The 25,503-nt window shown below is 68.0% G+C and carries 23 protein-coding genes; 22 read left to right on the forward strand and 1 reads right to left on the reverse strand.

Annotation, left to right across the window (positions count from 1 at the left end):
- Positions 1–104 precede the first annotated feature (104 nt).
- The 21 genes from AC13GA_RS11070 to AC13GA_RS11170 all read left to right on the forward strand — a co-directional run bounded on the left by AC13GA_RS11070 (position 105) and on the right by AC13GA_RS11170 (position 21,727).
- Positions 105–1,502: a cytochrome ubiquinol oxidase subunit I gene (locus tag AC13GA_RS11070; protein ID WP_482998128.1), complete on the forward strand. Its 1,398-nt coding sequence runs from the start codon at positions 105–107 to the stop codon at positions 1,500–1,502.
- A gap of 1 nt (position 1,503) precedes the next feature.
- The gene (gene cydB / locus AC13GA_RS11075) at positions 1,504–2,517 is read left to right on the forward strand and encodes a cytochrome d ubiquinol oxidase subunit II (protein ID WP_046983472.1); all 1,014 of its coding nucleotides are present in this window, start codon (positions 1,504–1,506) and stop codon (positions 2,515–2,517) included.
- 214 nt (positions 2,518–2,731) lie between these two features.
- Entirely contained in the window at positions 2,732–3,472 is a 741-nt protein-coding gene (locus tag AC13GA_RS11080; RefSeq protein ID WP_046983473.1) for a beta-ketoacyl synthase chain length factor, read from the forward strand.
- On the forward strand, positions 3,465–4,262 hold the full coding sequence (locus tag AC13GA_RS11085) for a 1-acyl-sn-glycerol-3-phosphate acyltransferase (protein ID WP_046983474.1): 798 nt from the start codon (positions 3,465–3,467) through the stop codon (positions 4,260–4,262). Before AC13GA_RS11080 ends, AC13GA_RS11085 begins: the two co-directional genes overlap by 8 nt.
- A complete protein-coding gene (locus AC13GA_RS11090; protein ID WP_046983475.1) occupies positions 4,249–4,506 on the forward strand; it encodes a phosphopantetheine-binding protein in 258 nt (85 codons plus the stop codon). Before AC13GA_RS11085 ends, AC13GA_RS11090 begins: the two co-directional genes overlap by 14 nt.
- An 18-nt stretch (positions 4,507–4,524) precedes the next feature.
- Positions 4,525–4,782 (forward strand): acyl carrier protein, encoded by a 258-nt coding sequence (locus tag AC13GA_RS11095; RefSeq protein WP_482998129.1) that lies wholly within the window; start codon positions 4,525–4,527, stop codon positions 4,780–4,782.
- Positions 4,783–4,804: 22 nt separating this feature from the next.
- The gene (locus AC13GA_RS11100; protein ID WP_046983477.1) at positions 4,805–5,356 is read left to right on the forward strand and encodes a COG4648 family protein; all 552 of its coding nucleotides are present in this window, start codon (positions 4,805–4,807) and stop codon (positions 5,354–5,356) included.
- Positions 5,349–7,034: an ApeI family dehydratase gene (locus tag AC13GA_RS11105; RefSeq protein ID WP_482998130.1), complete on the forward strand. Its 1,686-nt coding sequence runs from the start codon at positions 5,349–5,351 to the stop codon at positions 7,032–7,034. The genes AC13GA_RS11100 and AC13GA_RS11105 overlap by 8 nt, the downstream gene beginning before the upstream one ends.
- Entirely contained in the window at positions 7,024–7,794 is a 771-nt protein-coding gene (locus AC13GA_RS11110) for a glycosyltransferase family 2 protein (protein WP_482998131.1), read from the forward strand. The genes AC13GA_RS11105 and AC13GA_RS11110 overlap by 11 nt, the downstream gene beginning before the upstream one ends.
- A 1-nt stretch (position 7,795) precedes the next feature.
- A complete protein-coding gene (locus tag AC13GA_RS11115; RefSeq protein WP_046983480.1) occupies positions 7,796–8,737 on the forward strand; it encodes a lysophospholipid acyltransferase family protein in 942 nt (313 codons plus the stop codon).
- Entirely contained in the window at positions 8,727–10,277 is a 1,551-nt protein-coding gene (locus AC13GA_RS11120) for an HAL/PAL/TAL family ammonia-lyase (protein WP_482998132.1), read from the forward strand. Before AC13GA_RS11115 ends, AC13GA_RS11120 begins: the two co-directional genes overlap by 11 nt.
- The gene (locus AC13GA_RS11125; RefSeq protein WP_295378148.1) at positions 10,264–10,695 is read left to right on the forward strand and encodes an acyl-CoA thioesterase; all 432 of its coding nucleotides are present in this window, start codon (positions 10,264–10,266) and stop codon (positions 10,693–10,695) included. Before AC13GA_RS11120 ends, AC13GA_RS11125 begins: the two co-directional genes overlap by 14 nt.
- Positions 10,692–11,321, forward strand: a complete 630-nt coding sequence (locus tag AC13GA_RS11130; RefSeq protein ID WP_253078583.1) for an outer membrane lipoprotein carrier protein LolA — start codon at positions 10,692–10,694, stop codon at positions 11,319–11,321. The genes AC13GA_RS11125 and AC13GA_RS11130 overlap by 4 nt, the downstream gene beginning before the upstream one ends.
- Entirely contained in the window at positions 11,314–13,668 is a 2,355-nt protein-coding gene (locus AC13GA_RS11135) for an MMPL family transporter (protein WP_482998133.1), read from the forward strand. The genes AC13GA_RS11130 and AC13GA_RS11135 overlap by 8 nt, the downstream gene beginning before the upstream one ends.
- A 216-nt stretch (positions 13,669–13,884) precedes the next feature.
- Positions 13,885–14,370, forward strand: a complete 486-nt coding sequence (locus tag AC13GA_RS11140; protein ID WP_258011311.1) for a DUF3261 domain-containing protein — start codon at positions 13,885–13,887, stop codon at positions 14,368–14,370.
- On the forward strand, positions 14,370–15,554 hold the full coding sequence (locus tag AC13GA_RS11145; RefSeq protein WP_482998134.1) for a beta-ketoacyl-ACP synthase: 1,185 nt from the start codon (positions 14,370–14,372) through the stop codon (positions 15,552–15,554). The genes AC13GA_RS11140 and AC13GA_RS11145 overlap by 1 nt, the downstream gene beginning before the upstream one ends.
- Entirely contained in the window at positions 15,551–16,006 is a 456-nt protein-coding gene (locus AC13GA_RS11150) for a hotdog family protein (RefSeq protein WP_295378158.1), read from the forward strand. The genes AC13GA_RS11145 and AC13GA_RS11150 overlap by 4 nt, the downstream gene beginning before the upstream one ends.
- Complete coding sequence (locus AC13GA_RS11155; RefSeq protein ID WP_046983487.1) at positions 16,003–16,734, forward strand: 3-ketoacyl-ACP reductase FabG2; 732 nt, start codon at positions 16,003–16,005, stop codon at positions 16,732–16,734. The genes AC13GA_RS11150 and AC13GA_RS11155 overlap by 4 nt, the downstream gene beginning before the upstream one ends.
- Positions 16,734–17,972: a beta-ketoacyl-ACP synthase gene (locus AC13GA_RS11160; protein WP_430766641.1), complete on the forward strand. Its 1,239-nt coding sequence runs from the start codon at positions 16,734–16,736 to the stop codon at positions 17,970–17,972. Before AC13GA_RS11155 ends, AC13GA_RS11160 begins: the two co-directional genes overlap by 1 nt.
- A gap of 163 nt (positions 17,973–18,135) precedes the next feature.
- Entirely contained in the window at positions 18,136–18,396 is a 261-nt protein-coding gene (locus AC13GA_RS11165) for a YcgL domain-containing protein (protein WP_012512459.1), read from the forward strand.
- Positions 18,389–21,727 carry an ankyrin repeat domain-containing protein gene (locus AC13GA_RS11170; protein WP_430766642.1) on the forward strand — a complete coding sequence of 1,113 codons (3,339 nt, stop codon included), beginning with the start codon at positions 18,389–18,391 and terminating at the stop codon, positions 21,725–21,727. The genes AC13GA_RS11165 and AC13GA_RS11170 overlap by 8 nt, the downstream gene beginning before the upstream one ends.
- 206 nt (positions 21,728–21,933) lie before the next feature.
- Here AC13GA_RS11170 and AC13GA_RS11175 read toward each other — a convergent pair whose 3' ends face one another.
- Positions 21,934–23,721, reverse strand: a complete 1,788-nt coding sequence (locus tag AC13GA_RS11175) for a monovalent cation:proton antiporter-2 (CPA2) family protein (protein ID WP_046983490.1) — start codon at positions 23,719–23,721, stop codon at positions 21,934–21,936.
- A gap of 340 nt (positions 23,722–24,061) precedes the next feature.
- Here AC13GA_RS11175 and mgtE point away from each other — a divergent pair, with 340 nt between their 5' ends.
- The gene (gene mgtE, locus AC13GA_RS11180) at positions 24,062–25,432 is read left to right on the forward strand and encodes a magnesium transporter (RefSeq protein ID WP_136639698.1); all 1,371 of its coding nucleotides are present in this window, start codon (positions 24,062–24,064) and stop codon (positions 25,430–25,432) included.
- Positions 25,433–25,503 lie beyond the last annotated feature (71 nt).

The raw sequence follows: 25,503 nt of genomic DNA on the forward strand, positions 1-25,503 counted from the left end.
ACCTGCGACAAAGTGAAGCAGCGCGTCACCCGGTCGCATCCCGGCTTAACGATATCCGCCTAAAGTGGTCTGGTATCCCACCGGCACCTGGCAGGAGGCGTCCCTTGGACGCGTTGTTGTTGTCGCGGATCCAGTTCGGATTCGTTATCAGTTTCCACGTACTGTTCCCGGCCTTCACCATCGGTACGGCCAGCTGGCTGGCCTTCATCGAATGGCGCTGGCTGCGCACGAAGCTGCCGGTCTGGCGTGAGCTGTACTTCTTCTGGCAGAAGATCTTCGCGGTGTCGTTCGGCATGGGCGTGGTCAGCGGCATCGTCATGGCCTTCCAGTTCGGCACCAACTGGCCGAGGCTGAGCGAGGTCGCTGGCACGGTCATCGGCCCGCTGCTGACCTATGAAGTGCTGACCGCCTTCTTCCTGGAAGCCAGCTTCCTCGGCGTGATGATGTTCGGCTGGGGCCGGGTCTCGCCGCGCCTGCATTTCCTGTCCACCTGCATGGTGGCGCTGGGCACGCTGTTCTCCACGTTCTGGATCCTGTCGTCCAACAGCTGGCTGCATACCCCGGCCGGCTACGAGATGGTCAATGGCATCGTGCATCCGGTGGACTGGTGGCAGGTGGTGTTCAACCCCTCGTTCCCGTACCGCCTGGCCCACATGGCGCTGGGCTCGTTCATCACTACTTGTTTCGTGATTGGTGGCGTCGGCGCGTGGTACCTGCGCAAGGGCACGCACGTGGAAGCGGGTCGGCGCATGCTGATCGCGGCGGTGGCGTTCGCGGCGCTGACCGTACCGGTGCAGATTTTCGTCGGCGACATGCATGGCCTGAACACGCTCAAGCATCAGCCGATGAAGATCGCGGCGATGGAGGCGCACTGGCATGAAACCAAGGAAGGCGAGGGCGTGCCGCTGGTGGTGTTCGCGCTGCCGAACGAGAAGGAAGAGCGCAACGACTTCGAAGTGGCCATTCCGAAGCTGGGCAGCGTGATCCTCACCCACAGCCTGGACGGCACCTTCGATCCGCTCACCTCGGTGCCGGCCAACGAGCGCCCGCCGGTGACGCCGGTGTTCTTCGCCTTCCGCATCATGGTCGGGCTGGGTACGTTGATGCTGTTGCTGGCCTGGGTCTCGGCCTTCCAGCTCTGGCGGAAGAAGCTGCTGGACTCGCCGTGGCTGCTGCGCGGCTGGAACTGGATGCTGCCGAGCGGCTTCATCGCGCTGCTGTCGGGCTGGTTCGTCACCGAAATGGGGCGCCAGCCGTGGGTGGTCTATGGCGTTCTGCGCACCGCTGATGCGGTCGGCCCACAGAGCGCGTGGATGACCGCGCTGTCGCTGGGTGTCTACGTGGTCGGCTACGCATTCGTATTTGGCTGGGGCATCTGGTACCTGGTGAAGATCCTGCGCCATGGGCCGCAGCCGTATGCCGAGGGGCCGTCGCTGGACCATGGCAGCCATACCCCGGCACGTCCGTTGTCGGCCGCCGACGAACCGCTGGAGGAGCACTGACATGGACCTGATGACCTGGCTGCCGGTGGCGTGGTTCGCGGTGATCGGCTTCGGCGTGCTGATGTACGTGGTGCTGGACGGCTTCGTGCTCGGCATCGGCATCCTCGCCCCGTTCGCCGAGGACGAGGAACAGCTGGACCTGATGATGAACACTGCCGCGCCGATCTGGGACGGCAACGAGACCTGGCTGGTGCTGGGCGGTGCCGGCCTGCTGGCGGCCTTCCCCAAGGCGTATGCGGTGCTGCTGTCGGCGCTGTACCTGCCGGTGCTGCTGCTGGTGGTGGCGCTGGTGTTCCGCGGCGTGGCGTTCGAATTCCGTTTCAAGGCGCATCGTTCGCGCCGACTGTGGAGTGTGGCGTTCGGCCTCGGTTCGCTGCTGGCGACCTTCGCCCAAGGCGTGATCCTGGGCACCCTGGTGCAGGGCATTCCGCTGGTGGATGGTGTCTACCAGGGCGGCGCGTTTGCCTGGTTCAGCCCCTTCGCGATGCTGACCGGTGCTGCACTGGTGGCTGGTTACGCGCTGCTCGGCAGCACGTGGCTCATCCTGAAGACCGAAGGGCGCGTGCAAGCGCTGGCGCGGCAGATGACCCGGCCACTGGTGGTGGCGGTGATCGCGGCGATGGGCCTGGTCAGCAGCTGGTTGCCGTTCCTCGATTCGCGCCTGATGGAACGCTGGTTCAGCGATGGCAATTTCTGGTGGCTGTCGCCGGTGCCGCTGCTGACCCTGGCGGTGGCTGCCGCGCTGTGGCGCAGTGCCACTCACCCGCGCCGCGACCTGCCGCCGTTCCTGCTCAGCCTGGCCCTGTTCGTGCTCGGCTTCCTTGGCCTGGTGCTGGGCATGTGGCCGTACCTGCTGCCGCCGTCGATGACGCTGTGGCAGGCCGCCGCGCCGGCGTCTTCGCTGGGCTTCACGCTGGTTGGGCTGGTCATATTGCTGCCAGTCATCCTCGGCTATACAGCGTGGTCCTACCGGGTATTCCGCGGCAAAGTGCACGCCGACGCGGGCTACCACTGAGAATCCTGCGCGGGAACTGCGGCTGGCAGTTCCCGCGTTGTTGTTTGTGAAGACTGCATTCCCTGCGTTGGACGTGATAGCGTGCGCTCCTTTCCGGCAGCCAAGGGGGTAGCCGGCAACGTCCTGGACGGACGCACGGCTGCAGGAAGGGGGAGCCGCGCGTCGCCTTGAGTGGCCCGTGCCTATCGTTCCCCCAGTGAAACACCACCGCTAGATGATTGAATTCTCCGTCGTCGACTGGGCCGCCTGGGCGCCTGGCCTGACCGAGCGCAGCCAATGGCTGCGCTGGGCCGATGTGCCGTTCCTGCCCGTGGGCGAGGGCGCGCCAGCGCTCACCGAAGTCCCGGCGATGCAGCGTCGGCGTATCGAACGGCTGGGCCGGATGGCGATCCAGGCCGCATGCTGGTGCGAGGACGCGCAGGGTGCCGACAGCCAGGTGCCGCTGGTGTTCGCCAGCCGCCATGGCGACGTGGCGCGCTCGATGGATCTGCTGGCATCGCTGGCAAGCGGAGAACCCATGTCGCCCACGACCTTCGGGCTGTCTGTGCACAACGCCATTGCAGCGCTGTACTCGATTGCCCGCGGTCACCGGGGCAACTACCTGGCGTTGGCCGCGGGCCAGGCCACGGCAGAAGCCGCCTGTCTGGAAGCGGTCGGGCTGCTGGCCGACGGCGCCCGTGAGGTGCGTGTGGTGGTGTACGAATCGCCCCTGCCGGGCATATACGCGCCGTTCGCCGACGAACCCGACGTGTTCTTCGCATGGTGCTGGCGTCTCACCCAGCCTCGCGAAGGCTGCCCGACCCTGTCATTGCGCTGGGAGCCGGCGAGTGCCGCCGAGGGCGTGCCGGGCCATCTGCCGCACGCACTGGACCTGCACCGCTTCCTGTTGTCGGGAATGCCGGCGCTTGAGCATGTAACGCAGGGACAACGCTGGTCCTGGGGCCGCCGTGGCTGAGAGGCTGCGCCGCCTCGATCATGCGTGGCGTGTGTTCGGCACGGCGCTGTGCTTTCTTGCTTTTGGCCTGGGCGGGCTGGTGCTGGGAACGGTGGTAATGCCGCTGCTGCTGTTGATGCGCGACCCACTCGCGCGCCGCCGCCGTGCCCGCCGTCTGGTCCAGCTCGCCTTTGCCGGCCAGCTGCGGCTGATGCGCAGCCTGGGTGTGATGACCTGCGAGATCGAAGGGCGCGAACGCCTGCAGCGCGACGGTCTGTTGGTGTTGGCCAACCATCCAACGCTCATCGATGTGGTCTGCCTTGTGTCACTGCTGCCCAACGCGGAGTGCGTGGTCAAGCGCGCGGTGGCCAGCAACCCGTTCATGCGCGGTGCGGTGCGGGCCGCCGGCTACATTGCCAACGACGATGGGCCCGGCCTGGTCGATGACTGCGTGAAGGCGGTCCGTGCGGGTGGCAGCCTGGTCATCTTTCCGGAGGGCACCCGCAGCGTGCCCGGGCAGCCACTGCGGCTGCAGCGCGGCGCCGCCAACATCGCCGTCCGCGGCCGTCTGGACATCACGCCGGTGCGGATCACCTGTACGCCGCCAGCCCTGGCCAAAGGGCAGAAGTGGTATCGTATTCCCTCACGTTGCTTTCACGTTCGGCTGCAGATCGGCGAAGATATCCCGATCTCGCCATTTCTGGTCGAAGACGACTCGCCAGGAGGGAATGCCCTGGCGGCACGTCGCGTCACCGAGCACCTTTCCCGTTACTTCGACCTGTCTGGAGACCCCACCCGTGCAAGCACTTGAGCACGAGATCAAGGTATTGATCATTTCCTCGCTTTCACTGGAGGACATCACGCCGGAGGATATCGATCCGGTTGCGCCGCTGTTCGTCGAGGGCCTTGGCCTGGATTCGATCGATGCGCTGGAACTGGGCCTGGCGCTGCAGAAGAAGTACGGTGTGAGCCTGTCATCCGACTCGGAAGAGACCCGCCGCCATTTTTCCAGCGTGCGCGCGCTTGGCGAGTTCGTCGCCGCCCATCGGTCGTAACCGGTGCCAGGAACTGCCATGACCAAGAATGAACTGTTCGATCGCATCGTTTCCATCCTCACCGACAGCTTCGAGATCGAACTGGCCCGGGTCACGCCCCAGGCCCGCCTGTACGACGATCTGGACATCGACAGCATCGATGCGGTCGATCTGATCGTCCAGCTCAAGCCGCTGCTGGGTCGCAACCTGCAGCCGGAAGCATTCAAGGCCGTGCGTACGGTGCAGGACATCGTCGATGTGACGCATGGCCTGCTGCCGGACCAGGCGGCCGCCTGACTGCAGCGCGGGCGTCGTTCCCATGGCACGCGCACGCACGGTGGCGGTGGCTGCGATCTCGTTGGCCTATCCGCTGCTGGTCTATCTGGCGATGGGCCGTTTCGAGCCGCGCTGGTCGTCGCTGCTGCTGTTCGCACTGGCCCTGCTGCGGGCACTCGGCACGCGCCAACCGGTGTGGTGGGGCGCGGCAGCGGGTGCCGGCCTGCTCGCGGTGCTGGCGACGGTACTCAATCAGGCGCTGCCATTGAAGCTGTACCCGGCGCTGGTCAATGCCGTAATGCTGGTCGTGTTTGCCGGCAGCCTTCGATTCGGTCCTCCCGTGGTCGAGCGCCTGGCCCGGTTGCAGGAGCCGGACCTGCCGGCGTCGGCGGTGCCCTATACCCGTCGCGTCACCCAGGTGTGGTGCGGCTTCTTCGTCTTCAACGGCAGCCTGGCCCTGCTTACCGCGCTGTATGCGTCGGACCGGGTCTGGATGCTCTACAACGGATTGCTGGCGTACGTGTTGATGGGAATCCTGTTTGCGGGTGAGTGGCTGGTGCGGCAACGGGTCAGGGCGGTGCACACGCATGGCTGAGTGGATTGCCCTGGACCGGCTGCTGCTGGATGCGCGGCCGCAACGCCCGGTCGGCGTCTGCGACGGTGTGCTGCTCGATCACGCCGGGTTCCGCCGGCGCGTGTTGGCGTGGCGCTCGGCCTTTGCCGCTGCCGAGGGGCGGGACTGGGCCCTCTACTTCGACGATGCCGTGGCCTTCGCCGCAGCCCTGTACGGTGCCTGGCATGCCGGCAAGCGGGTGTTCCTGGCTGCCGACAACCTGCCGGCCACGCTGCAGGCCCTGCAGTCACAGGTGAGTGGTTTTGCCGGCGATGTCTCCGCCGACTGCCGCCCGCTGGCGGCGGTGGATGCAGCTGCGGACGGCGCGTTGCGGGTGCTGGACGAGCGCGCCTGCGAACTGTGCGTGTTCACCTCCGGCAGCACCGGCCAACCCAGCGCGATCAGCAAGCGCCTGGACCAGCTGGCGCGCGAAGTCGACGCGCTGCAGGCTGCCTTCGGCGCGCAGCTGGAGGGGGTGGAGGTGCATGGTACGGTTTCGCACCAGCACATCTACGGCCTGCTGTTCCGCGTGCTGTGGCCGCTGGCGGCCGGTCGCCTGATCCATCCACGCCGGTTCTTCCATGAAGATCTGGTGGCGGCGCTGTCCGGTACCGATACGGTGCTGGTGGCGACTCCGGCCCACCTCAAACGCCTGCCCGGACAGTTGGATTGGGCCAGCCTGCGCGGCCGCCTGCGTGCGGTGTTCTCCTCTGGCGGGCCGTTGCCGGAAGAGGCGGCCCGGCAGGTACGGCAGTGGCTGGGTGTGGCCCCGACCGAGGTCTATGGCAGCAGCGAGACCGGCGGCATTGCCTGGCGGCGCTGGGATACCGATCTGCCGCCGTGGCAACCGCTGCCGGGCGTGCAGTGGCGGATCGAGGACGATTGCCTGGCCGTGGCATCGCCGCATCTGGAAAACGCCGATTGGTGGCGCACCCAGGACCGCGTCGAAGCGCTGGCCGACGGACGCTTCCGCCTGCTGGGCCGAACCGATCGCATCGTCAAGATCGAAGAGCGGCGCGTCTCGCTGGATGCGCTGGAACGTGCGCTGCGCGAAGACACCGAAGTGGAGGATGCACGCGTGCTGGTGCTGCCGGGCCAACGCGAACAGCTTGCAGCGGTGTTGGTGCCGGCAGATCCCGCGCTGCTGGACGGCGGTGATGCGGCGCGTCGTGCTTTCGGTCAGCGCCTGGGCGCGCGGCTGGCCAACGGCCACGACGCAGTGAGCCGTCCACGTCGCTGGCGACTGGTCCCGTCGCTGCCGTTCAATGCGCAGGGCAAGGTTACCCAGGCAGCGCTGGCGGCACTGTTCCAGCCGCTGATGCCGGTACCGCAGTGGGATCACCGCGATGCATCCAGCGCGACATTGCGCATGACCCTCGACCCGGCGCTGCGGCCGTTCCAGGGCCACTTCCCGCAGGCAGCTATCCTGCCCGGTGTGGCCCAGTTGGACTGGGCGGTGCGTTTCGGCCGCCAGGCGTTCGCGATGCCGGCGGGTTTCCTGCGCATGGACGCGGTGAAGTTCCAGCACGTGGCCCGCCCGGGTGACGTGCTGACCCTGCAGCTGGACTGGGATGCCGCGCGCAGTGTGCTGGCCTTCCGCTATACCTCCAGCCACGGGATGCACTCGAGCGGAAAAGTGGTGTTTGCCGATGCGGATTGATCCCTCCATTGCCAAAGCCGCGTTCGCGCCATTGGTGGTTATTCCTGTCTACGACCACGAACATGCGATCGCGGCGGTGGTCGACGGCGTGCTGGCATCCGGCCTTCCGTGCCTGCTGGTGGACGACGGCTCACATGACGCATGTGCGGCAGTGCTGCGCTCGCTGGCGCAGCGTCAGGGGGTCGACCTGCTGCGCCTGGACATCAACCAGGGCAAGGGCGGGGCGATGCTGGCCGGTTTCGCCGAGGCCCACGCGCGTGGCTACAGCCACGTGCTGCAGATCGATGCCGATGGCCAGCACGACACCGGAGACCTGCCGCGCTTCATCGATGCGGCGCGTGCGCATCCGGATGCGGTGATCTGCGGTATCCCGGCCTACGACGCCAGCGTGCCGAAGGCGCGCCTGTACGGCCGCTACGCCACCCACATCTGGGTCTGGATCAATACGCTGTCGCTGCACCTGCGCGACACCATGTGCGGCTTCCGCGTGTACCCGTTGCCACCGGTTCTGCGCCTGATCGGCGAAGAGACCATCGGCCGGCGCATGGATTTCGATACCGAGGTGATCGTGCGCCTGTACTGGCGGCAGGTGCCGGTCGAGCACCTGGCCACGCGCGTGACCTATCCTTCCGATGGCGTGTCGCACTTTGACATGTGGCGCGACAACGTGCGCATCACCCGCATGCACACCCGCCTTTTCTTCGGCATGCTCTGGCGCGCACCGCGCCTGCTGCGCCGCCGCCTGCGAGGGCAGCGCTGAAATGGCGACCCCGCAGGGTGCCCCGCACTGGGCCGATATCGGTGAATCCACCTCGGTGGCCGGCGTGCTGGTCCTGTACTGGGTGCACCGCTGGTTCGGGCGCTGGCCGTTCCGCATGTGCGTGTGGCCGGTGGTGGCCTGCCACTGGCTGGGCAACCGCGTTGGCCGCGAGGCTTCGATGCAGTATCTGCAGCGGCTGCAGGCCTACAGCGGCGTGCTGGGACGGGTGCCGACCCGGCGCGACAGCCTGCGCCACTTCTTTGCGTTTGCCGACACGATGCTGGACAAGATCCTCGGCATCGGCGGGCGCTATCCGCCCGAACGCATCCACCTGCATCGCACCCCGGTGCTGGAAAGGATCGCGCAGCGCGAAGGCGGGCTGATCCTCACCGCGCACATCGGCTGCCTGGAACTGTGCCAGGTGCTGGCCGAGCGGGTTCCCGGCCTGCGCATCACCGTGCTGGTGCACACCGCGCATGCGCAGCGCTTCAACCGCCTGCTGCGCCGGCTGGATCCGCTGGCAGCGGTGGAGCTTGTGCAGGTCACCGAAATGGGGCCTGCCACGGCAATGATGCTGGCCGACAAGGTCGCCGCCGGCGGTTTCGTGGCCATTGTCGGCGACCGCACGCCGGTCGGCGGCGGGCGCAGCATCAGCGTCGATTTCCTCGGGCAGCGTGCGCCGTTCCCGATTGGTGGTTATGTGCTGGCCGCTGCACTGGGCTGCCCGGTCTACACCATGGCCTGCCTGCATGAGGGCGAAGGTTACCGGGTCGTGTTCGAGCCGTTCGCCGATCGCATCGTGCTGCCACGCGGGTCGCGTGATGCCGCGCTGTCCGGGCAGGTGCAGCGCTACGCGGGTTGGCTCGAACGCCAGGTCATCCAGTCGCCGCTGGACTGGTTCAATTTCTTTCCCTTCTGGGATCAGGCTCCGCATGACGACTGACGCCGTACCCGTGTGCCGCTTTGGCGATGCACCCTTGACCATCGAAGACGTGGTTGCCCTGGCTCAGCGCCGTTGCGAAGCCGCACTGAGCGAGGCGCCGACGTTCCGTGCGCACATCCAGCGCGGTGCCGACTTCCTCGACCGCCTGCTGCGCGATGACGGCGTGATCTACGGCGTGACCACCGGCTACGGCGACTCGTGCACGGTCAACATCCCGCCGGCGCTGGTAGCCGAGCTGCCGCACCATCTGTACACCTACCATGGCTGCGGCCTGGGCCGTTACCTGGACCCGGCCGAGACCCGCGCGGTGCTGGCCGCGCGCCTGGCGTCGCTGGTGCGTGGCATGTCCGGTGTCAGCGTACCGCTGCTCGAAGGGCTGGCTACGCTGCTGCAGCACGATGTACTGCCGCTGATTCCGGCCGAAGGTTCGGTCGGTGCCAGCGGTGACCTGACCCCACTGTCCTACGTGGCGGCGGTGCTGTGTGGCGAGCGCGAGGTGCTGCACGACGGCCGCGTGCAGCCGGCGGCCGACGTGCTGGCGAAGATCGGCATGGCGCCACTGAAGCTGCGGCCGAAGGAAGGCCTGGCGATCATGAACGGCACCGCGGTGATGACCGGCCTGGCCTGCCTGGCCTGGCAGCGCGCCGACTATCTGGCACGCATGGCCACGCGCCTGACCGCCTTCAATGTGCTGGCCAGCGACGGCAACGCGCACCACTTCGACGAAGACCTGTTCGCGGCCAAACCGCACCCGGGCCAGATGCGCATTGCCGCGCGCCTGCGCAGCGACCTGCACAGCGAGCGCCCGCCGCGCAATGAACAGCGCCTTCAGGACCGCTATTCGCTGCGCTGCGCGCCGCATGTGATCGGCGTGCTGGAAGACAGCCTGCCGTTCCTGCGCCAGCTGATCGAAACCGAACTGAACAGCGCCAACGACAATCCGCTGATCGATGCCGACGGCGAACGCATCCTGCACGGTGGCCACTTCTACGGAGGCCACATCGCGCTGGCGATGGATACCCTGAAGAACACGGTAGCCAACGTTGCCGACCTGCTCGACCGCCAGCTGGCGCTGGTGGTCGATGCGCGCTACAGCCATGGACTGCCGGCCAACCTGTCGGCCGCCACCGGCCCGCGTGCGGCCATCAATCATGGCCTGAAGGCACTGCAGATCAGCGTTTCGGCGTGGACTGCCGAAGCACTGAAGCAGACAATGCCGGCCAGCGTGTTCTCCCGTTCCACCGAATGCCACAACCAGGACAAGGTCAGCATGGGCACGATCGCCGCGCGCGACTGCCTGCGGGTGATCGAGCTGACCGAACAGGTAGTCGCTGCAATGCTGATTGCCGCTCGCCAGGGCCTGGCGCTGCGCCAACGGGTTGGCCTGAACGCGCAGCTGCATGGCAGTCTGGCCAACATGTACGCCGACCTGGGGCAGCGCATCGCCCTGGTCGAAGAAGACCGCGCGCTGGATCGCGAACTGCGGGACCTGCTGGTGGAGATCCGCGCGCAACGTTGGGAGCTGTATGCCGGTGAATGAAGCAATCGAACGGATGGCCGAAGTAGCGTTGGCCCCGCCCTTCCATGACTGCGACCCGATGAACGTGGTCTGGCATGGCCATTACTTCAAGTACTTCGAGATCGCGCGTTGTGCACTGCTGGGTCGTTACAACTACGACTACCCGCAGATGCTCGAATCGGGTTACCTCTGGCCGGTGGTCGACGCACGGGTGAAGTATGTGCGCCCGCTGCTGTTCAACCAGCCCCTGCGCGTGGTCGCACGCCTCGTGGAATGGGAGAACCGGCTGAAGATTGACTATGAAATCCTCGATGCGCAGAGCGGCCAGGTGCTTACCCGCGCAATGACCATCCAGGTGGCGGTGGACGCGGCCAGCAGGGAAATGCTGTACCAGTGCCCGCCGGTACTGTGGGAACGCCTGGGAGTGCCTGTGCCATGAACCGAGCCAACCGTTTCGCGCGAGCGCTGCTGTGCGCGGTGTTGCTGCTGGCCGCACCGCTGGTGCAGGCCGCCGATCCGGCCATCGACGCGATCACCCAGGCGGTGGCGCGGCCGGACGTACTGCGTGGCCAGTTCACGCAGGAAAAGCAGGTCAGCGGCTTCAAGAATCCATTGCGCTCGCAGGGCCGGTTCGTGGTCGCGCGCCAGCATGGCGTGATCTGGACCACGCTGAAGCCGTTTCCCTCCGAGGTGGTGGTTACTGCCGACCGCATCCTGAGCCGCCAGCGTGACGGCAGCACCCGCGTCGAGCTCGATGCGCGGCAGCAGCCGGCGATGCGCTCGGTGAACGCGATCATGTTCGCGCTGATGAGTGGCGACGTGCAGGCGCTGTCCGGCCCGTTCAACGTGACAGTCAGCCGTGAAGGGCAGGGCTGGCGGCTGCAGCTGAGGCCGAAGTCAGCGATGCTGGCCAAGGCGTTCCAGTCGCTGACCCTGCAGGGCGACCGTTACGTGCGCCAGGTCGAGATCGTCGAGGCCAGCAAAGACCGCACGCTGATCCATTTCGACGCGCTCAGCGAGGCTCCGGCCGCGCTCAGCGCAGACGAGGCGCGCCGCTTTGAGTGAGGACGTTGCGTTGAATGCACCGGACCGGTTGCGGCGCTGGTGGCATTGGCTGGGCATCGCCTGGCTGGTGCTGCTGCTGGCGCTGGGCGTGCAGCAGTGGCACCTGTGGAGCCAGCAATCGCGGATCGACACCGACATCCTCGCACTGTTGCCGCAGGACGCGCACGACCGTCTGTTGAGCGACGTCACCCGGCGCATCGCCGATGGCAGTTCGCGGCAGGTGGTGGTGCTGCTGGGCAGCAAGGACGGCGCTGCCGCCAAGCGTGCGCAGGCTGCGTTTGCTGCGGCCATGGCCAAGGACGCCGATCACGCGTTGCTGGTGCCCAGCGGCTCGATCGAAGGCTGGTTCGATGAGGCGCGCGCGTTCTACGCGCCGTACCGCAACCGCCTGCTGACCCCGGCCCAGCGCAAGCAGCTGCAGGGCGGCGAACCGGGCGCGCTGGCCGAGCAGGCGCTGGCTGCGCTGTATGGCCCGATGGGGGCCCCACGCCTGACCGAGTGGCGACAGGACCCGTTGTCGCTGTGGCCGCAGTGGTGGCAGCAGCAGGCGCAGGGCTCGGGCCTGCGGCTGGGCGATGATGGCCTGCTCGACGCCGAAGGCAGGCACTGGGCTGCACTGCAGTTCGATACGCCGGGTTCGGCGTTCAAGCTCGATGGCGAGCGCCATCTGGATGGATTGCTGGAACGTGCCGGGCAGGCGGCGAAGGCGGCCGCTCCGGATCTGGAGATCCTGCATGCGGGCGTGCCGCTGCATGCTGAAGCTGCGGCGGTGCAGGCCAACCGGGAGATCAACACCATCGGCTGGGGCTCGCTGGCGGCGGTGCTGCTGCTGGTGTGGCTCGCGTTCCGCTCGCTGCGGCCGATCCTGCTGGTGGCCACGTCGCTGCTGATCGGCTGTGGCGTGGCGCTGGCGGTGACCGTGCTGGTGTTCGGCAACGTGCACGTGTTGACCCTGGTGTTCGGTGCATCGCTGGTGGGCGTGGCCGAGGACTATGGCATCCACTGGTTTGCGTCGCGGCAGGCCGAACCGGCTGATCGCCGCTGGAAGCTGCTGCGGCACCTGCTGCCTGGCCTGTGGCTGGCGCTGCTGACCAGTGCGCTGGCCTACCTGGCACTGGGCCTGGCTCCGTTCCCCGGGCTGCGCCAGATGGCGCTGTTCTCGGTGGTCGGCCTGGCGGCCGCGTTCCTGACGGTGATCTTCTGGTTCCCGTGGCTGGATGGTGGTGAGATCCGCCAGACCCGTTTCTCGCAGTGGCTGGGCAGCACGCTGGAGCGCTTCCCGCGTCTGCATGGCCGCCGTCCGGTGACGCTGTTCGTGGTGATCACGCTGGCGCTGTCTGCTATCGGCATCGCCCGCCTGCAGAGCAACGATGACCTGCGCAGCCTGCAGTCCTCGCCGCCGGCATTGATGGCACAGCAGATCCGCCTCAGCCAGCTGCTGGGCATGCCCAGCCCGGCGCAGTTCTACCTGGTGCAGGGTGCGGATGCCGCGCAGCTGTTGCAGCGTGAGGAAGCACTGACCGAGCGCCTGCGTGTATTGGCCAACGACAAGCGCATTGGTGGCTACCGCGCGATCAGCGATTGGCTGCCGTCGCCATCGCGCCAGCAGGCCGATGCCGGGCTGACCGCGAAGGTGGAACCGGGTGTGCTGTCTGCCGTGTCGGAGGTGGTCGGTGAACCGCTGCAGCGACCGCAGTTCGCGAACGCACCGCTCACCGCCGAAGCCTTCCTGGCCTCGCCGGCCTCGCAGCCGTTCCGCCACCTGTGGGTGGGCGACGTGGGCGGGCAGATGATCAGCGTGGTGATGGTCGATGACCTGTCGCGTGCCGATGCGCTGGCCACCCTGCAGGGCGCGGCCGAAGGCCTGCCGGGCGTGCGCTGGGTGGACCGCACCGCCGATTTCTCGCAGCTGCTGGGTCACTACCGCAAGCTGATGGGTGGGCTGCTGCTGGTCGGTATCGTGCTGGTGTTCGGCGCGCTGTGGCTGCGCTACCGCCGCCAGGCCTGGCGAGTATTCGCGCCGACGCTCATTGCCGGTGCGCTGACCCTGGGTTTGCTGGGCCTGTTCGGCCAGCCGCTGCAGCTGTTCAACGTACTGGCGCTGATGCTGCTGCTCGGCATGGGCATCGACTACGGCATCTTCCTGATCGAGCACCGTGGCGATGCCAGCGCATGGCTGGCGGTGTGCGTGGGCGCGGCCAGCACTTGGCTGTCGTTCGGCCTTCTGGGGCTGTCGCAGACCCCGGCGCTGCGCGCCTTCGGCCTCACGCTGTTGTTCGGCATCGGCCTGGTCTGGCTGATCTCGCCATTGTTCCGACCGTCACCCCATGCATTGCCGCCGTCCTGAATCGGAGTGCGTGCGCCACAGCCGGACGCTGGCGCGGCGACCACTTCGGGAACATCATCTACCCCCCCTCGACCCGTATCCGGAAGGGCGCTACATGAACAATTCCATCAACAGCGGCTGCCGTACACTTGTGCTGGAGGCCGCGTGCCGCAGCTGATCGTGCGCAGCATTGCAGCGCTGCTGCTGTGCGCGCTGCTGTGCGCCTGCGCCGGGCGCATGCCGAGGCCGCAGGTCGAGCTGCCGCCGCTGCGGTTGGCCCCGTCCAGCCTGCCGACGCCACTGGCGCTGCAGCAGCAGCTGCATTTCCGCTTCGGGCGCCACGAACGTGATCTCGACGCTCTGCTGGAAGCCGATGCGCAGCAGGTGCAGCTGGCGGTGCAGGCCATGGGCCAGACCGGCGTTCGTCTGCGCTGGGATGGCCGGCAGTTGACCGAGCAACGTGCATCGTGGTTGCCGCCGCAGGTTCGCGCGGAGCGTGTGCTGGACGATCTGCAGTTCGCGCTGTGGCCGACGGCCGCGATCGCCGCCGTGCTGCCGGCTGGCTGGCAGGTCGGTGATGACGGCCACCAGCGCAGTCTGTCGCGCGACGGTACGGTGTGGCTGCAGCTGCAGCGCCTGCAGGACGGCAGCCTGCAGCTGGACAACCGAGCAGAGGGCTACGCGCTGCGCATCGAATCGATCGATATGGCTGGACAGGATTGATGGACACTGCCGTTTTCCTCAACGATCTGGGCATTGTCTGCGCGCTGGGTGATGGCCGCGCGGCGGTGGCGGAGGCGATGTTCGCCGAGGTGCCGGGTGGGTTGAGCAACAACGACAGCCTGTTGCCGGGGCGGACCCTGGCGCTGGGGGAGGTGTGCACGCCGCTGCCGTCGCTGGACGAACTCCCGCTGGCCCTGCGCGGGCGCAACAACGCGCTGCTGGCGGTTGCGCTGGCGCAGATCGCGCCTGCGGTGGCCGCGGCCATCGCCCGCTATGGCGCCGAGCGCGTGGCTGTGGTGATGGGGACCAGCACTTCGGGAATTGGTGAAGGTGAGCGGGCCATGTGCTCCCACGCCAGCAACGGTCATTGGCCGGCGGACTACGACTACGAGCAGCAGGAAATGGGAGCCGCCGCGCAGTTCGTGCGGCTGCGCAGTGGTGCGCAGGGCCCGGCATGGACGCTGTCCACGGCATGTTCATCCAGTGCCAAGGCCCTGGCGTCGGCTGCGCGCCTGTTGCGCGCCGGCGTTGTCGATGCGGTCATCGCTGGCGGCTCCGATTCCCTGTGCCGCTTTACCGTGGCGGGTTTCAGCGCGCTTGAGTCGGTGTCCACGCTACGCTGCAATCCGTTCTCGCAGCATCGATCCGGCATCAACATCGGGGAAGGAGCCGCGCTGTTCCTGCTCACCCGCGAGATCGGTCCGGTGGTTCTTGCGGGCTGGGGTGAATCGTCCGACGCCCACCACATGTCCGCACCCGACCCGCAAGGCCAGGGCGCCATCGATGCGCTGCAACAGGCACTGAAGCGCGCTGGCTGGTCGCCCACTGATGTCGATTACGTGAACCTGCATGGCACCGCCACCGACCACAACGATGCCATGGAAAGCCTGGCGGTTTCGGAGGTGCTCGGTACCGGTGTACCGGCCAGCTCGACCAAGCCGCTCACCGGGCATACGCTCGGCGCCTCCGGCGCGATCGAGGCGGCATTGTGCTGGATGATGCTGGCCGAGAACCCGCTGCAGCGGCTGCCACCGCACTGGTGGGATGGCGCCGTGGATGAGGCGCTGCCGGAACTGTCACTGGTGGCGCCGGGCACCCGCCTGGCACGGCCGCTGCGACGGATACTGAGCAACTCGTTTGCCTTCGGCGGCAGCAATGCGGTGTTGGCACTGGAACGCCGATGAATCCTCTCTACGCGATCGAGGAGGTGGTGCCGCATCGCCAGGACATGTGCCTGCTGCAGCGGATACTGCGATGGGACCAGGACAGCATCGAGGCCGAATTGGTGGTACCCGCGAGGGGCTTGTTCATCCAAGACGGCGAAATGCCGGCCTGGATCGGCATTGAGTACATGGCACAGGCAATTGCCGCCTGGGCAGGTTGCCGCGCGCGCGCGGCCGGCAGCACGCCGCAGTTGGGGTTCCTGCTGGGCAGCCGGCGCTACAGCAGCCAGCGTAGTGGTTTCCCCAGTGGCTCCCGGCTGCGCGTGCAGGCGCGTCGTGAACTGCTGGGCGACAATGGGCTGGGGTTGTTCGCCTGCCGGATCCTGGCGGGCGAGGAAGAATGGGCGGTTGCCAACGTGTCGGTGTACGAACCGGCCGACGCGAAGGCCTATCTGGAGAGTGGACAGGCATGACCGGGAATCGATGCGTGTTGGTGACGGGCGCCAGCCGGGGGATCGGCCGCGCCATTGCGCTACGTGTTGCCCACGATGGATTCGACGTGGCGGTGCATTGCCGCAGCCGGGTGGAGGAGGCACAGGCCGTTGTGGCCGAGATCCAGGCACTGGGCGTGCAGGCGCGCGTGCTCACCTTCGACGTGTCCAATCGTGATGCCGCGCGCGCGGCGCTGGAGGCCGACGTGGACGCGCACGGCGCGTATTACGGCGTGGTCTGCAATGCGGGCATCGCCCGTGACGGCGCTTTCCCGGCGTTGTCGTCGGAGGATTGGGACCAGGTCATCCACACCAACCTGGATGGCTTCTACAACGTGCTGCATCCGTTGATCATGCCGATGGTGCGGCGGCGCAAACCAGGCCGCATCGTCACCCTGTCGTCGGTGTCCGGCATTGCCGGCAACCGTGGCCAGGTCAACTACAGTGCGGCCAAGGCCGGCATCATCGGCGCCAGCAAGGCCCTCGCACTGGAGCTGGCCAGCCGCCAGATCACGGTCAACTGCGTGGCTCCGGGCCTGATCGAGACGGAGATGCTCAGCGAGGACGTGGTAGCGCATGCCCTGAAACTGATTCCTGCCGGCCGCATCGGCCGTCCCGATGAAGTGGCGGCGACGGTGGCCTTCCTGCTGTCCGAGCCGGCCGGCTACATCACCCGGCAGGTGATTTCGGTCAACGGAGGCATGCTCTGATGGCCACCGATCATCGCGTGGTGGTGACCGGTGCCGCGGCCATCAGTCCGCTTGGCCACGACTGGCCGACCATCCACGCGCAGCTGCGCAGCGGCCGCAACGCTGTGCGCGCAATGCCCGAGTGGGATGTCTATGCCGGGCTGAACACCAAACTGGCCGCACCGGCGAAGCCGTTCGAGCTGCCGCCGACCTACAACCGCAAAAGCACCCGCTCGATGGGCAAGGTGGCGATCATGTCGGTGCGTGCCACCGAAATCGCGCTGTGCGAAGCTGGACTGATTGATCATCCGGTGCTGCGTAGCGGGCGCACCGGGGTGGCCTATGGCTCCTCCTCCGGCAGCCATGAGGCCATCGGCGAACTCGGCCGCATGCTCAACGAGTTCACCACCGAAGGCATCAGCGCCACCACCTACCTGAAGATGATGAGCCACACCGCGCCGGTCAACATCGGTGTGTTCTTCGGCCTGTCCGGGCGCGTCTACACCACGTCCAGTGCCTGTACGTCCGGCAGCCAGGGCGTCGGCGCGGCCTATGAGGCGATCCGCAGCGGCAAGCAGACGGTGATGGTGGCCGGCGGCGCCGAGCAGCTGGACGCCGCCGCGGCTGCCGTGTTCGATACCCTGTTCGCGACCAGCGTGCAGAACGACGCCCCGCAGTCGACGCCACGTCCCTTCGATGCCGGCCGCGACGGCCTGGTGCTGGGCGAGGGCGCCTGCACCCTGATCCTGGAGGAACTGGGCCACGCGCAGTCTCGCGGCGCGACCATCCTCGCCGAAGTGGTGGGCTACGGCACCAACAGCGACGGCCAGCACGTCACCCAGCCCAGTGCCGACACCATGGCCCAGGCCATGCGACTGGCGCTGGAGGATGCCGGACTGGATGCGGCGCAGATCGACTACGTCAACGCCCACGGCACCGCGACCGATCACGGCGACATCGCCGAAACCCAGGCCACCGCGCAGGTGTTCGGCCCACGGATGCCGATCAGTTCGCTGAAGAGCTACGTCGGCCACATGCTGGGCGCCTGCGGTGCATTCGAGGCCTGGGTGAGCATTGAGATGATGCGTGCCGGCTGGTTTGCCCCGACCCTGAACCTGGTGGAGGTCGATCCGCGCTGCGGCCAGCTGGACTTCATCACCCGTCAGGGCCGCGAACTCCAGGCCGAGTATGTGATGAGCAACAATTTCGCTTTCGGCGGCATCAACACCTCCCTGGTGTTCCGCCGCTGGAGCGAGTGATCCTGCAGCCGGCAACGGTGCGTGTGGCTGAACGCCGCCGCCACATTGCTGAATCCCGTCGGGGAAACGCCGTCAATCACGCCGCCATCGTCGGCTGACGGCTTTCCCCGGTGTCGGCTTTCCGACACAATCATGGCTCTTCCCGGGTTATCGTCCCGCGGACATGCACGCCTACGTCTATAAAAGCCAACTCAAGCCAGACACCTACGTCTACGTCCCCCGACGCGATGATTTCAGCGCGCTGCCCGCGCCGCTGCTCACCTCGCTGGGGGCGCTCACCTTCGTCCTGGACGTGGCCCTGGAGGCCCGGCGCCGCCTGGCCCAGGCTGATCCGGACAAGGTCCGCAGCGAAATGAACGAACGTGGTTTCTACCTGCAGGTGCCGCCGTCGGTGTCCAGCCTGATGCCGCGACACTATGACTGACGCCTCCCGTCCACGCGTCCTGTCGATCGCCTTTGCCGTGGGTGCCGTGCTGGCGCTGGGTGCCGCTGTGGGCGGCATTCCGGGGGCCATCCTTGCCGCACTGGCGCAACCGGCGTTCGCGCTGGGCGTGTCCTGGTGGCGGCGCAGCCGCGCGCTGCTGCCACTGAAGGTGGTCGCGCGGCAGGACCTGCCCGCGCTGTTGGCGCTGTGGGCTGCCGCACCGCTGCTGCTGGCGCTGCTGCTGGCCTGGCCGCTGGCGGCGCTGCGCGATAGTGGCAGCCTGGCCGCAGTGCTGGGCCTGAGCGTGCTGGTCAGTGCAGGCCTGCTGGCGGCCTGGCGTACCTGGCCGTTGTGGAACGACGTTGAACGGCTTGATGGCAGCCTGGCCCAGCATTGGCAGGCACTGGCCGGGCGCGACCTGACCGCCTGGCGCGGCCTCGGTGTGGCCGCGCTGGTGATTGCCCTGGCGGCACTGGTGGTACTGCCGGCCTGGCCGGACCTGCTGCCGGAAAGCGCGCGTTGGCCCGCCGCACTGGCAGTGCTGGTGCTGTCGCCGCTGCTGCACCTGTTGTTGCAACGGGTGGCGCCGGCGCCGTTGGTGTCACTGCGTGCGAGCCCGTTGGCCACGACCAGCAGCGAGTACGAACCGATGTTCTCCGCCGCGGTCGAAACCGTGCCGCTTGAGGCGATGGCGCCGCAGGAGCTGACTCCGGCGCTGTATGAAGCCGCGCGCCACGGCCGCATCGACCGTGGCCTGCAGCTGCTGCAGGCCGGCGCCGATCCCTATGCGCTGCCGGACCCGAACTGGCGCGACCAGCGCAGCCTGGCGGTGCTGGCCGCGGTGCTGCCGGACCTGCGCCTGCTGCGCGAATTGATCGCCCGAGGCGTCGACGTGAACGCGCCGCACCGGGGCATGACCCCGCTGCTGGCCGCCACCCGTGACAGCTGGCACGGCCGCCCGGAAGCGGTGATGACCCTGCTCGCCAACGGCGCCGACTCGCGTGCCATCGACAGCGATGGCAACACCCCGCTGCATCATGCCGCGCGCAGTTCCGACCCGGGCGTGGCCGCGCTGCTGCGCGATGCCGCCGCCGAAGTGGATGCGCTGAACAGTGACGGATGGTCGCCGCTTGCGGTGGCCTGCCAGGTCGGCAACTGGCGCCTGGCCCGCTTCCTGCTGGAGCGCGGTGCGCGCAGCGAACCGGCCGAAGGTACGCCGGTGCTGCTGGCCGCCGCCGCCACCGAAGACGATGATCCGGCCGGCGTGCAGCTGCTGCTGAAGCACAAGGCCCGGGCCGATGCCCGTGACCGCCAGCGCCGCAGTGCGCTGCATGAGGCGGCACTGGCCGGCCACGTCGAGATCATCGGCGTGCTGCTGGGCGCTGGCGCCAACCTGGAAGCGCGCGACGCGCTCGGTCGCACGCCGTGGCTGGAAGCGGCCCGCGCCGGCCGCGCCGGTGTGATGGAACATCTGCTGCCGCACAAGCCCGACCTGGTCGCGGTGGACGGCGAAGGCCGCAATGCGGTGCAGCTGGCCGTCATGGCCGAGGATGTCTCGCCGCTGCTGATCAAGCGCCTGGTCGATCTGGGCATTGCCGCCGATGCCACCGATCCGGTCGGCCGCCGTGCGGTGGACTACGCCGCCGAAGCCGGCCGCTGGGCGATCGTGGCGCTGCTGGATCCGTCCTATCCGTTGCCGGCGGCGGTCAGCGATGGTCTGGCCGAGCGCGGCGAAGCGGCCACGGCCAGCGGCCTGCTGCCGGACCGTCCGCCGTTGACCCTGCTGCGCGAGGCGCTGGGCTTCGGCAACACCGACGGCATGGCCGCGCTGGCCAAGCTGTGCCAGCCGGAAGAGCTGGGCGGGCTGCTGCTCGACCCCGAACTGGCGCTGGAGCCGGCCGCGGTCGATTGGCTGCTGGCCCACGGTGCGGATCCCTATGTGCGCGACGCCTGCTCCGATACGCCGATGTTCGCGCTGCTGTCGCGTGGCATCGATGCAGTGCCTGCGCTGCAGGTGATGCTGCAGCGTGGCCTGTCACCGGCCGGCCGCGGTGGCCTGGCGCGCTTCCTTGCCGCCTGCGCGCAGCACGACCAGGCCGCCCGTGGCTTGGAACAGCTGGCGCTGGAACTGCTGGAACGTGGCGCCGATCCGTTCGCGGCTTCGCCGGCGGGCGATCCGCCGTTGTCGCTGGCGGTGCGTCTGGGCTGGCTGCGCCTGCAGCAGGCCCTGCTCAAAGCCGGGGTCGACCGCGAAGCGCGCGACAGCCACGGCATGACCGCTTTGCACCTGGCCACCGCACTGGCCCGCGAAGGCGCACTGAAGCTGCTGGTGCAGCACGGTGCCTCGCCGGAAGCACGGGCGGCCGACGGACAGACGCCGCTGGGCGTGGCGCTGTCGATCGGTCGTCGTGATCTGGCCGACTGGCTGGACTGGCGGGTGTGGCCGTTGCCGCGCCGCACCCTGCGCGAGGCCGACCTTCCGGCCGCTGCGATGGCCGGTGACGTCGATGCGGTGCGCCGCCTGATCGATCTCGGGTTCGCCGTCGACGCGGTCGATGCACAGGGCTGCACCGCGCTGCTGCGTGCGGCCGGTGGCGGCCATCTGGCGGTGACCGACCTGCTGCTGGCACGTGGTGCCGATCCGCAGCACGCCGCTGCCAGTGGCGCGACGCCGCTGTCGGCTGCGGTCAGCATGCGCCAGGTGGACATCGTTTCGGCCCTGCTCGACGCCGGCGCCAAGCTGGAACACCGCCTGCCGGGCGGGGTGACCGTGCTGATGCTGGCCTCGGCGCTGGGCCTGCCGGACATCGTCGCGCGCCTGCTCACCGCTGGTGCCGACGTGCATGCCGGTGACGCGCAGCAGCTGGGCCCGCTGCATTGCGCGGCGCTGTACGGCTTCAGTGCCCGCGACCGCTCGCGCCTGCTGGCCCTGCTCGACACCCTGCTGCTGGCCGGTGCCGAACCGGACCAGGCTGCGGCGGGCTCGGTCACGCCGCTGCTGCTGCTGCTGGGCGCACGCGCCGAACCGGGTACCGCGTGCGACGAGCAGGTCGTGATGGCCGCGGTGGAGCGCCTGCTGGACGAGGAAGTGAGCCTGGAGGTGCGTGATCCGCGTGGCTTCGGCCCGCTGCACCTGGCCGCTCTGCATGGACTGCCGCTGCTGGTGCAGCGCCTGTTGCGTGCCGGTGCCGATCCGGAAGTACGCGACAGCCTCAACCGCAGCCCGCGCGAGATCGCGGTGATGCGTGGCTTCATCGACGTGGCCGGCGAGTTCGAACCGCGCGTGCCGGGCGTCTCGTCGATGGCGCGGTTCCTGCGCGACAACGGCTGATCAGGCCGGGGTCGGATCCCTTTCCAGCGGAAAGAGCTCTGACCCCAACACCGTGCTGCCGGAATCTGCAGTGGGTAGTGCCGGCCGCTGGCCGGCAACCCCATGAAACCTCCCGGGATCCAGAGGCTGCCGGCCAGCGGCCGGCACTACCGGGTCCGCCATCCATCGGGTGGGTGCCGACCGTTGGTCGGCACACCGGCTGGCTGTCACCGCTCCTTGTCGCCGTCGCTTTCCGCGTCGGCTTCAAACAGGTGCATCAGGTCGTTGCGTGCATCGCGCGAGGTCTGGATCACCGCGGCCTCGTCGTCGTAGACCAGGTACTGGTCGCGCAGCAGCTGCTCGTCGTGCTCGCGGAAGCGCTGCACGTGGCGTTCAGCCACGTCCGCCGCCACGCCCAGCGCGGTTAGCACGCGGCCACTCATTTCCAGGCTGGTGCCGAACACTTCGCGGAACGGCTCGGCCGACATGTCCATCAGGCGCCACGCGTGCTGGCGGTTACGTGCGCGCGCCAGCACCTTTGCGTCCGGATACAGCCGGCGCACCATGCGCACCGCACGCAGGTTGGTCTCCGGGTCATCCACGGTGATCACGAACACATCGATGTGTTCGCCGCCGGCTGCGCGCAGCATCTCCGGCCGGGTCGGGTCGCCGTAATACAGCTGGTTGCCGAAGCGGCGCAGGTCGGCCACGGTATCCGGGTTCGCTTCCAGTGCCACGAACGGCACCTTCTGCGCGGTCAACAGGCGCGCGATGACCTGGCCGAAGCGGCCCATGCCGGCAATCAGCACCTTCGGCCGGTTGTCCGGCGCCACCTTGTCGGCCTCGGCCGCCTCGCGCGGCGCCGCCTTCTCCTGGCCGAGCAGCTTGAGCAGCGCGATCATCAGCAGTGGCGTGATCGCCATCGACAGGCCGACGATCGCCACCAGACGGTCATGGTTGGCGTTGCCCAGCAGGTGCGCGCGCTGCGCTTCGTTGAACACCACGAAGGCGAACTCGCCGCCCAGCCACAGCACGCTGCCCAGCAGCAGCGAGTGCCGTGAACTGAGCTTTGCGATGCGCCCGATCACGTACAGCAGGCTGAACTTGACCACCAGCAGGATCGCCACGCCGGCGGCGATCAGCCACGGCTCGGCAACGATGCGGTCCAGGTCGATGCCCATGCCAACTGCAATGAAGAACAGGCCCAGCAGCAGGCCCTTGAACGGCTCGATCTGCGCTTCCAGCTCATGCCGGAACTCCGAATCGGACAGCAGTACGCCAGCCAGGAACGCGCCCAGGCTGGGGCTGAGGCCGGCCTCCTGCATGAACCAGGCGGTGCCCAGCACCACCAGCAGGGCAGTGGCAGTGAATACTTCCGGGCTGCGGGTGCGCGCGATGATGCCGAACACCCTGCGCAGCACCGGCCGCCCGCACAGGATCACCACCGCCAGCGCACCCAGCGCCACGGCCGCATCTTCCCAGCGCAGGGTCTCGTTCTTGACCCCGCCCAGCAGCGGGATGGCCGCCAGCAGCGGAATCGCGATCAGGTCCTGGAACAGCAGGATGGCAAAGCCCAGGCGGCCGTGGTCGCTGTTGATCGCCTTGTGCTCTGACAGCAGCTGCAGGCCCACCGCAGTGGATGACAGCGCCAGCGCCACGCCCACCACCAGCGCGCTTTTCCACTGGAAGTGGTCGAGCAGCAGCAGGCCGCCCAGCACCAGCCCGGACAGCGCCACCTGCGCCGCACCGGCACCGAATACCGAGCGCCGCATCACCTTCAGGCGTGCGGGCGACAGTTCCAGCCCGATCACGAACAGCAGCATCACTACGCCGATCTCGGCGGCGCCGAGAATGCGATCGGCGTCCTGCACGAAGCCCAACCCGTCCGGGCCCAGCACCACGCCGGCCGCCAGGTAACCCAGCACCGCGCCGAAGCCGAATTTCTTGAACACCGGCACGGCGATGACCGCCGCCAGCAGCAGCACCAGGGCCAGTTCCAGACCACCGCTATGCATGGGAATACCTGGTCATCGGGAAGCCGCTGCGCGTCCGTTCGGGTAGGAAAAGCGTGGCGAGCGCCACCCCTCCATTATGCGCGCCGCTCCGTACAGGCACGAGAACGACCTGCGGGGCCGGGCCACGCCGCGCGGCACGGGTTGACCTGCAATGCCACCGGGTCCAGACTGCCCGCCGCTGGCGGCGCGTCTGCCAGCACACGCATCCCGGAGTCCCCAACCCATGTCCAGCGACAGTAGAAGTCGACCTCGTTCGACGCCAGTGATGGCCACCGCCTGACATCGGGACGGTTTGCCTGCGTTGGCGTTGCGCGAGGTCGCACCCCCACAAGGCAATCCGATGAACCAGAAGCAATTGCTGCGCCCGGTGGCCGATGCCGCCGCACTGGCCGCACCCCTGGCGAACTACAACACCGCCGACGCGGTGGAATTCCTCAATACGCTGGAACTGACGCGCGCTGCGGAAACGCTGGCGGCGCTGTCCTTGCCGCGCGCGGTGAAGATGCTCGAAGCACCGGAGCTGCACCGCAGTGGCGAGCTGGTGGCGGCACTGCCGCCGGCCCGTGCCGCCGCCCTGCTGGGGCTGATGGCCGACGACCGCGCCACCGACATCGTCCACGAGCTGGATGAAGAAGAACGCGCGCGGCTGATCCCGCTGCTCGGCACCGATGCCCGCCAGGCCATCCAGAAGCTGCTCAGCTACCCACCGAACACCGCCGGCGCGCTGATGACCACCGAGTACGTGGCGGTACCCGCCAGCTGGACCGTGGCGCAGACACTGCAGCACATCCGCCAGGTCGAGCGCACCCGCGAGACGGTGTACGCGATCTACGTGCTGGACCCGGCCAGCCAGCAGCTGCAACAGGTGGTGACCATGCGCCGGCTGATCACCGGCCTGCCCGAGGAGTCGATCCTGGACGTGGCCCAGGTCAATCCGCCGGTGACGGTGGATGCGCTGATGGACCAGGAGGAAGTGGCGCGGCTGATCCGCCGCCACGATCTGCTGGCGATTCCGGTGGTCGACGCGCAGCAGCAGATGCTTGGCATCGTCACCGTAGACGACGTGCTCGACGCGCTGATCGAAGAGTCCACCGAAGACGCGCACAAGTTCGGCGGCATGGAAGCACTGGACAAGCCGTACATGCAGATCGGCTTCTTCGAGATGCTGCGCAAGCGCGCCGGCTGGCTGAGCGTGCTGTTCCTGGGTGAGATGCTGACCGCCAGCGCGATGCAGCACTACGAGGATGAACTGGCGCGCGCGGTGGTGCTGACCCTGTTCATTCCGCTGATCATGAGTTCGGGCGGCAACTCCGGCTCGCAGGCCACCTCGCTGCTGATCCGCAGCCTGGCACTGCGCGAACTGCGCCTGCGCGACTGGTGGAAGGTGGCCCTGCGCGAAGTGCCCACCGGCATGGTGCTCGGCGCCATCCTCGGTTGCCTGGCCATCGTACGCATCGTCATCTGGCAGCTGGGTGGCCTGCACGACTACGGCGAGCACTGGATCCTGCTGGCGATCACCATCGGTGCCGCGCTGGTCGGCATCGTTACCTTCGGTTCGCTGTCCGGCTCGATGCTGCCCTTCATCCTCAAGCGGCTGGGCTTCGATCCCGCAAGCGCCTCGGCCCCGTTCGTGGCCACCCTGGTGGACGTGACCGGCCTGGTGATCTATTTCAGCATCGCCGCGATGATCCTGCACGGCACGCTGCTGTAGGCCGGAACCACCGTGCTCTGGCAGGTGCCGACCTTGGTCGGCACGCAGGGGACAGAGCCCTTCTCTGCGCG

This window comes from Stenotrophomonas sp. 22DLJC03, from assembly GCF_056861405.1.

What these genes read in the sequence shown, in the direction of transcription:
- cydB (WP_046983472.1), top strand. Translation starts at nt 1,504, where the DNA reads ATGGACCTGATGACCTGGCTGCCGGTGGCGTGGTTCGCGGTGATCGGC.
- AC13GA_RS11080 (WP_046983473.1), top strand. Translation starts at nt 2,732, where the DNA reads ATGATTGAATTCTCCGTCGTCGACTGGGCCGCCTGGGCGCCTGGCCTG.
- AC13GA_RS11095 (WP_482998129.1), top strand. Translation starts at nt 4,525, where the DNA reads ATGACCAAGAATGAACTGTTCGATCGCATCGTTTCCATCCTCACCGAC.
- AC13GA_RS11100 (WP_046983477.1), top strand. Translation starts at nt 4,805, where the DNA reads ATGGCACGCGCACGCACGGTGGCGGTGGCTGCGATCTCGTTGGCCTAT.
- AC13GA_RS11105 (WP_482998130.1), top strand. Translation starts at nt 5,349, where the DNA reads ATGGCTGAGTGGATTGCCCTGGACCGGCTGCTGCTGGATGCGCGGCCG.
- AC13GA_RS11110 (WP_482998131.1), top strand. Translation starts at nt 7,024, where the DNA reads ATGCGGATTGATCCCTCCATTGCCAAAGCCGCGTTCGCGCCATTGGTG.
- AC13GA_RS11115 (WP_046983480.1), top strand. Translation starts at nt 7,796, where the DNA reads ATGGCGACCCCGCAGGGTGCCCCGCACTGGGCCGATATCGGTGAATCC.
- AC13GA_RS11120 (WP_482998132.1), top strand. Translation starts at nt 8,727, where the DNA reads ATGACGACTGACGCCGTACCCGTGTGCCGCTTTGGCGATGCACCCTTG.
- AC13GA_RS11125 (WP_295378148.1), top strand. Translation starts at nt 10,264, where the DNA reads ATGCCGGTGAATGAAGCAATCGAACGGATGGCCGAAGTAGCGTTGGCC.
- AC13GA_RS11130 (WP_253078583.1), top strand. Translation starts at nt 10,692, where the DNA reads ATGAACCGAGCCAACCGTTTCGCGCGAGCGCTGCTGTGCGCGGTGTTG.
- AC13GA_RS11140 (WP_258011311.1), top strand. Translation starts at nt 13,885, where the DNA reads ATGCCGAGGCCGCAGGTCGAGCTGCCGCCGCTGCGGTTGGCCCCGTCC.
- AC13GA_RS11145 (WP_482998134.1), top strand. Translation starts at nt 14,370, where the DNA reads ATGGACACTGCCGTTTTCCTCAACGATCTGGGCATTGTCTGCGCGCTG.
- AC13GA_RS11150 (WP_295378158.1), top strand. Translation starts at nt 15,551, where the DNA reads ATGAATCCTCTCTACGCGATCGAGGAGGTGGTGCCGCATCGCCAGGAC.
- AC13GA_RS11155 (WP_046983487.1), top strand. Translation starts at nt 16,003, where the DNA reads ATGACCGGGAATCGATGCGTGTTGGTGACGGGCGCCAGCCGGGGGATC.
- AC13GA_RS11160 (WP_430766641.1), top strand. Translation starts at nt 16,734, where the DNA reads ATGGCCACCGATCATCGCGTGGTGGTGACCGGTGCCGCGGCCATCAGT.
- AC13GA_RS11165 (WP_012512459.1), top strand. Translation starts at nt 18,136, where the DNA reads ATGCACGCCTACGTCTATAAAAGCCAACTCAAGCCAGACACCTACGTC.
- AC13GA_RS11170 (WP_430766642.1), top strand. Translation starts at nt 18,389, where the DNA reads ATGACTGACGCCTCCCGTCCACGCGTCCTGTCGATCGCCTTTGCCGTG.
- AC13GA_RS11175 (WP_046983490.1), bottom strand. Translation starts at nt 23,721, where the DNA reads ATGCATAGCGGTGGTCTGGAACTGGCCCTGGTGCTGCTGCTGGCGGCG.
- mgtE (WP_136639698.1), top strand. Translation starts at nt 24,062, where the DNA reads ATGAACCAGAAGCAATTGCTGCGCCCGGTGGCCGATGCCGCCGCACTG.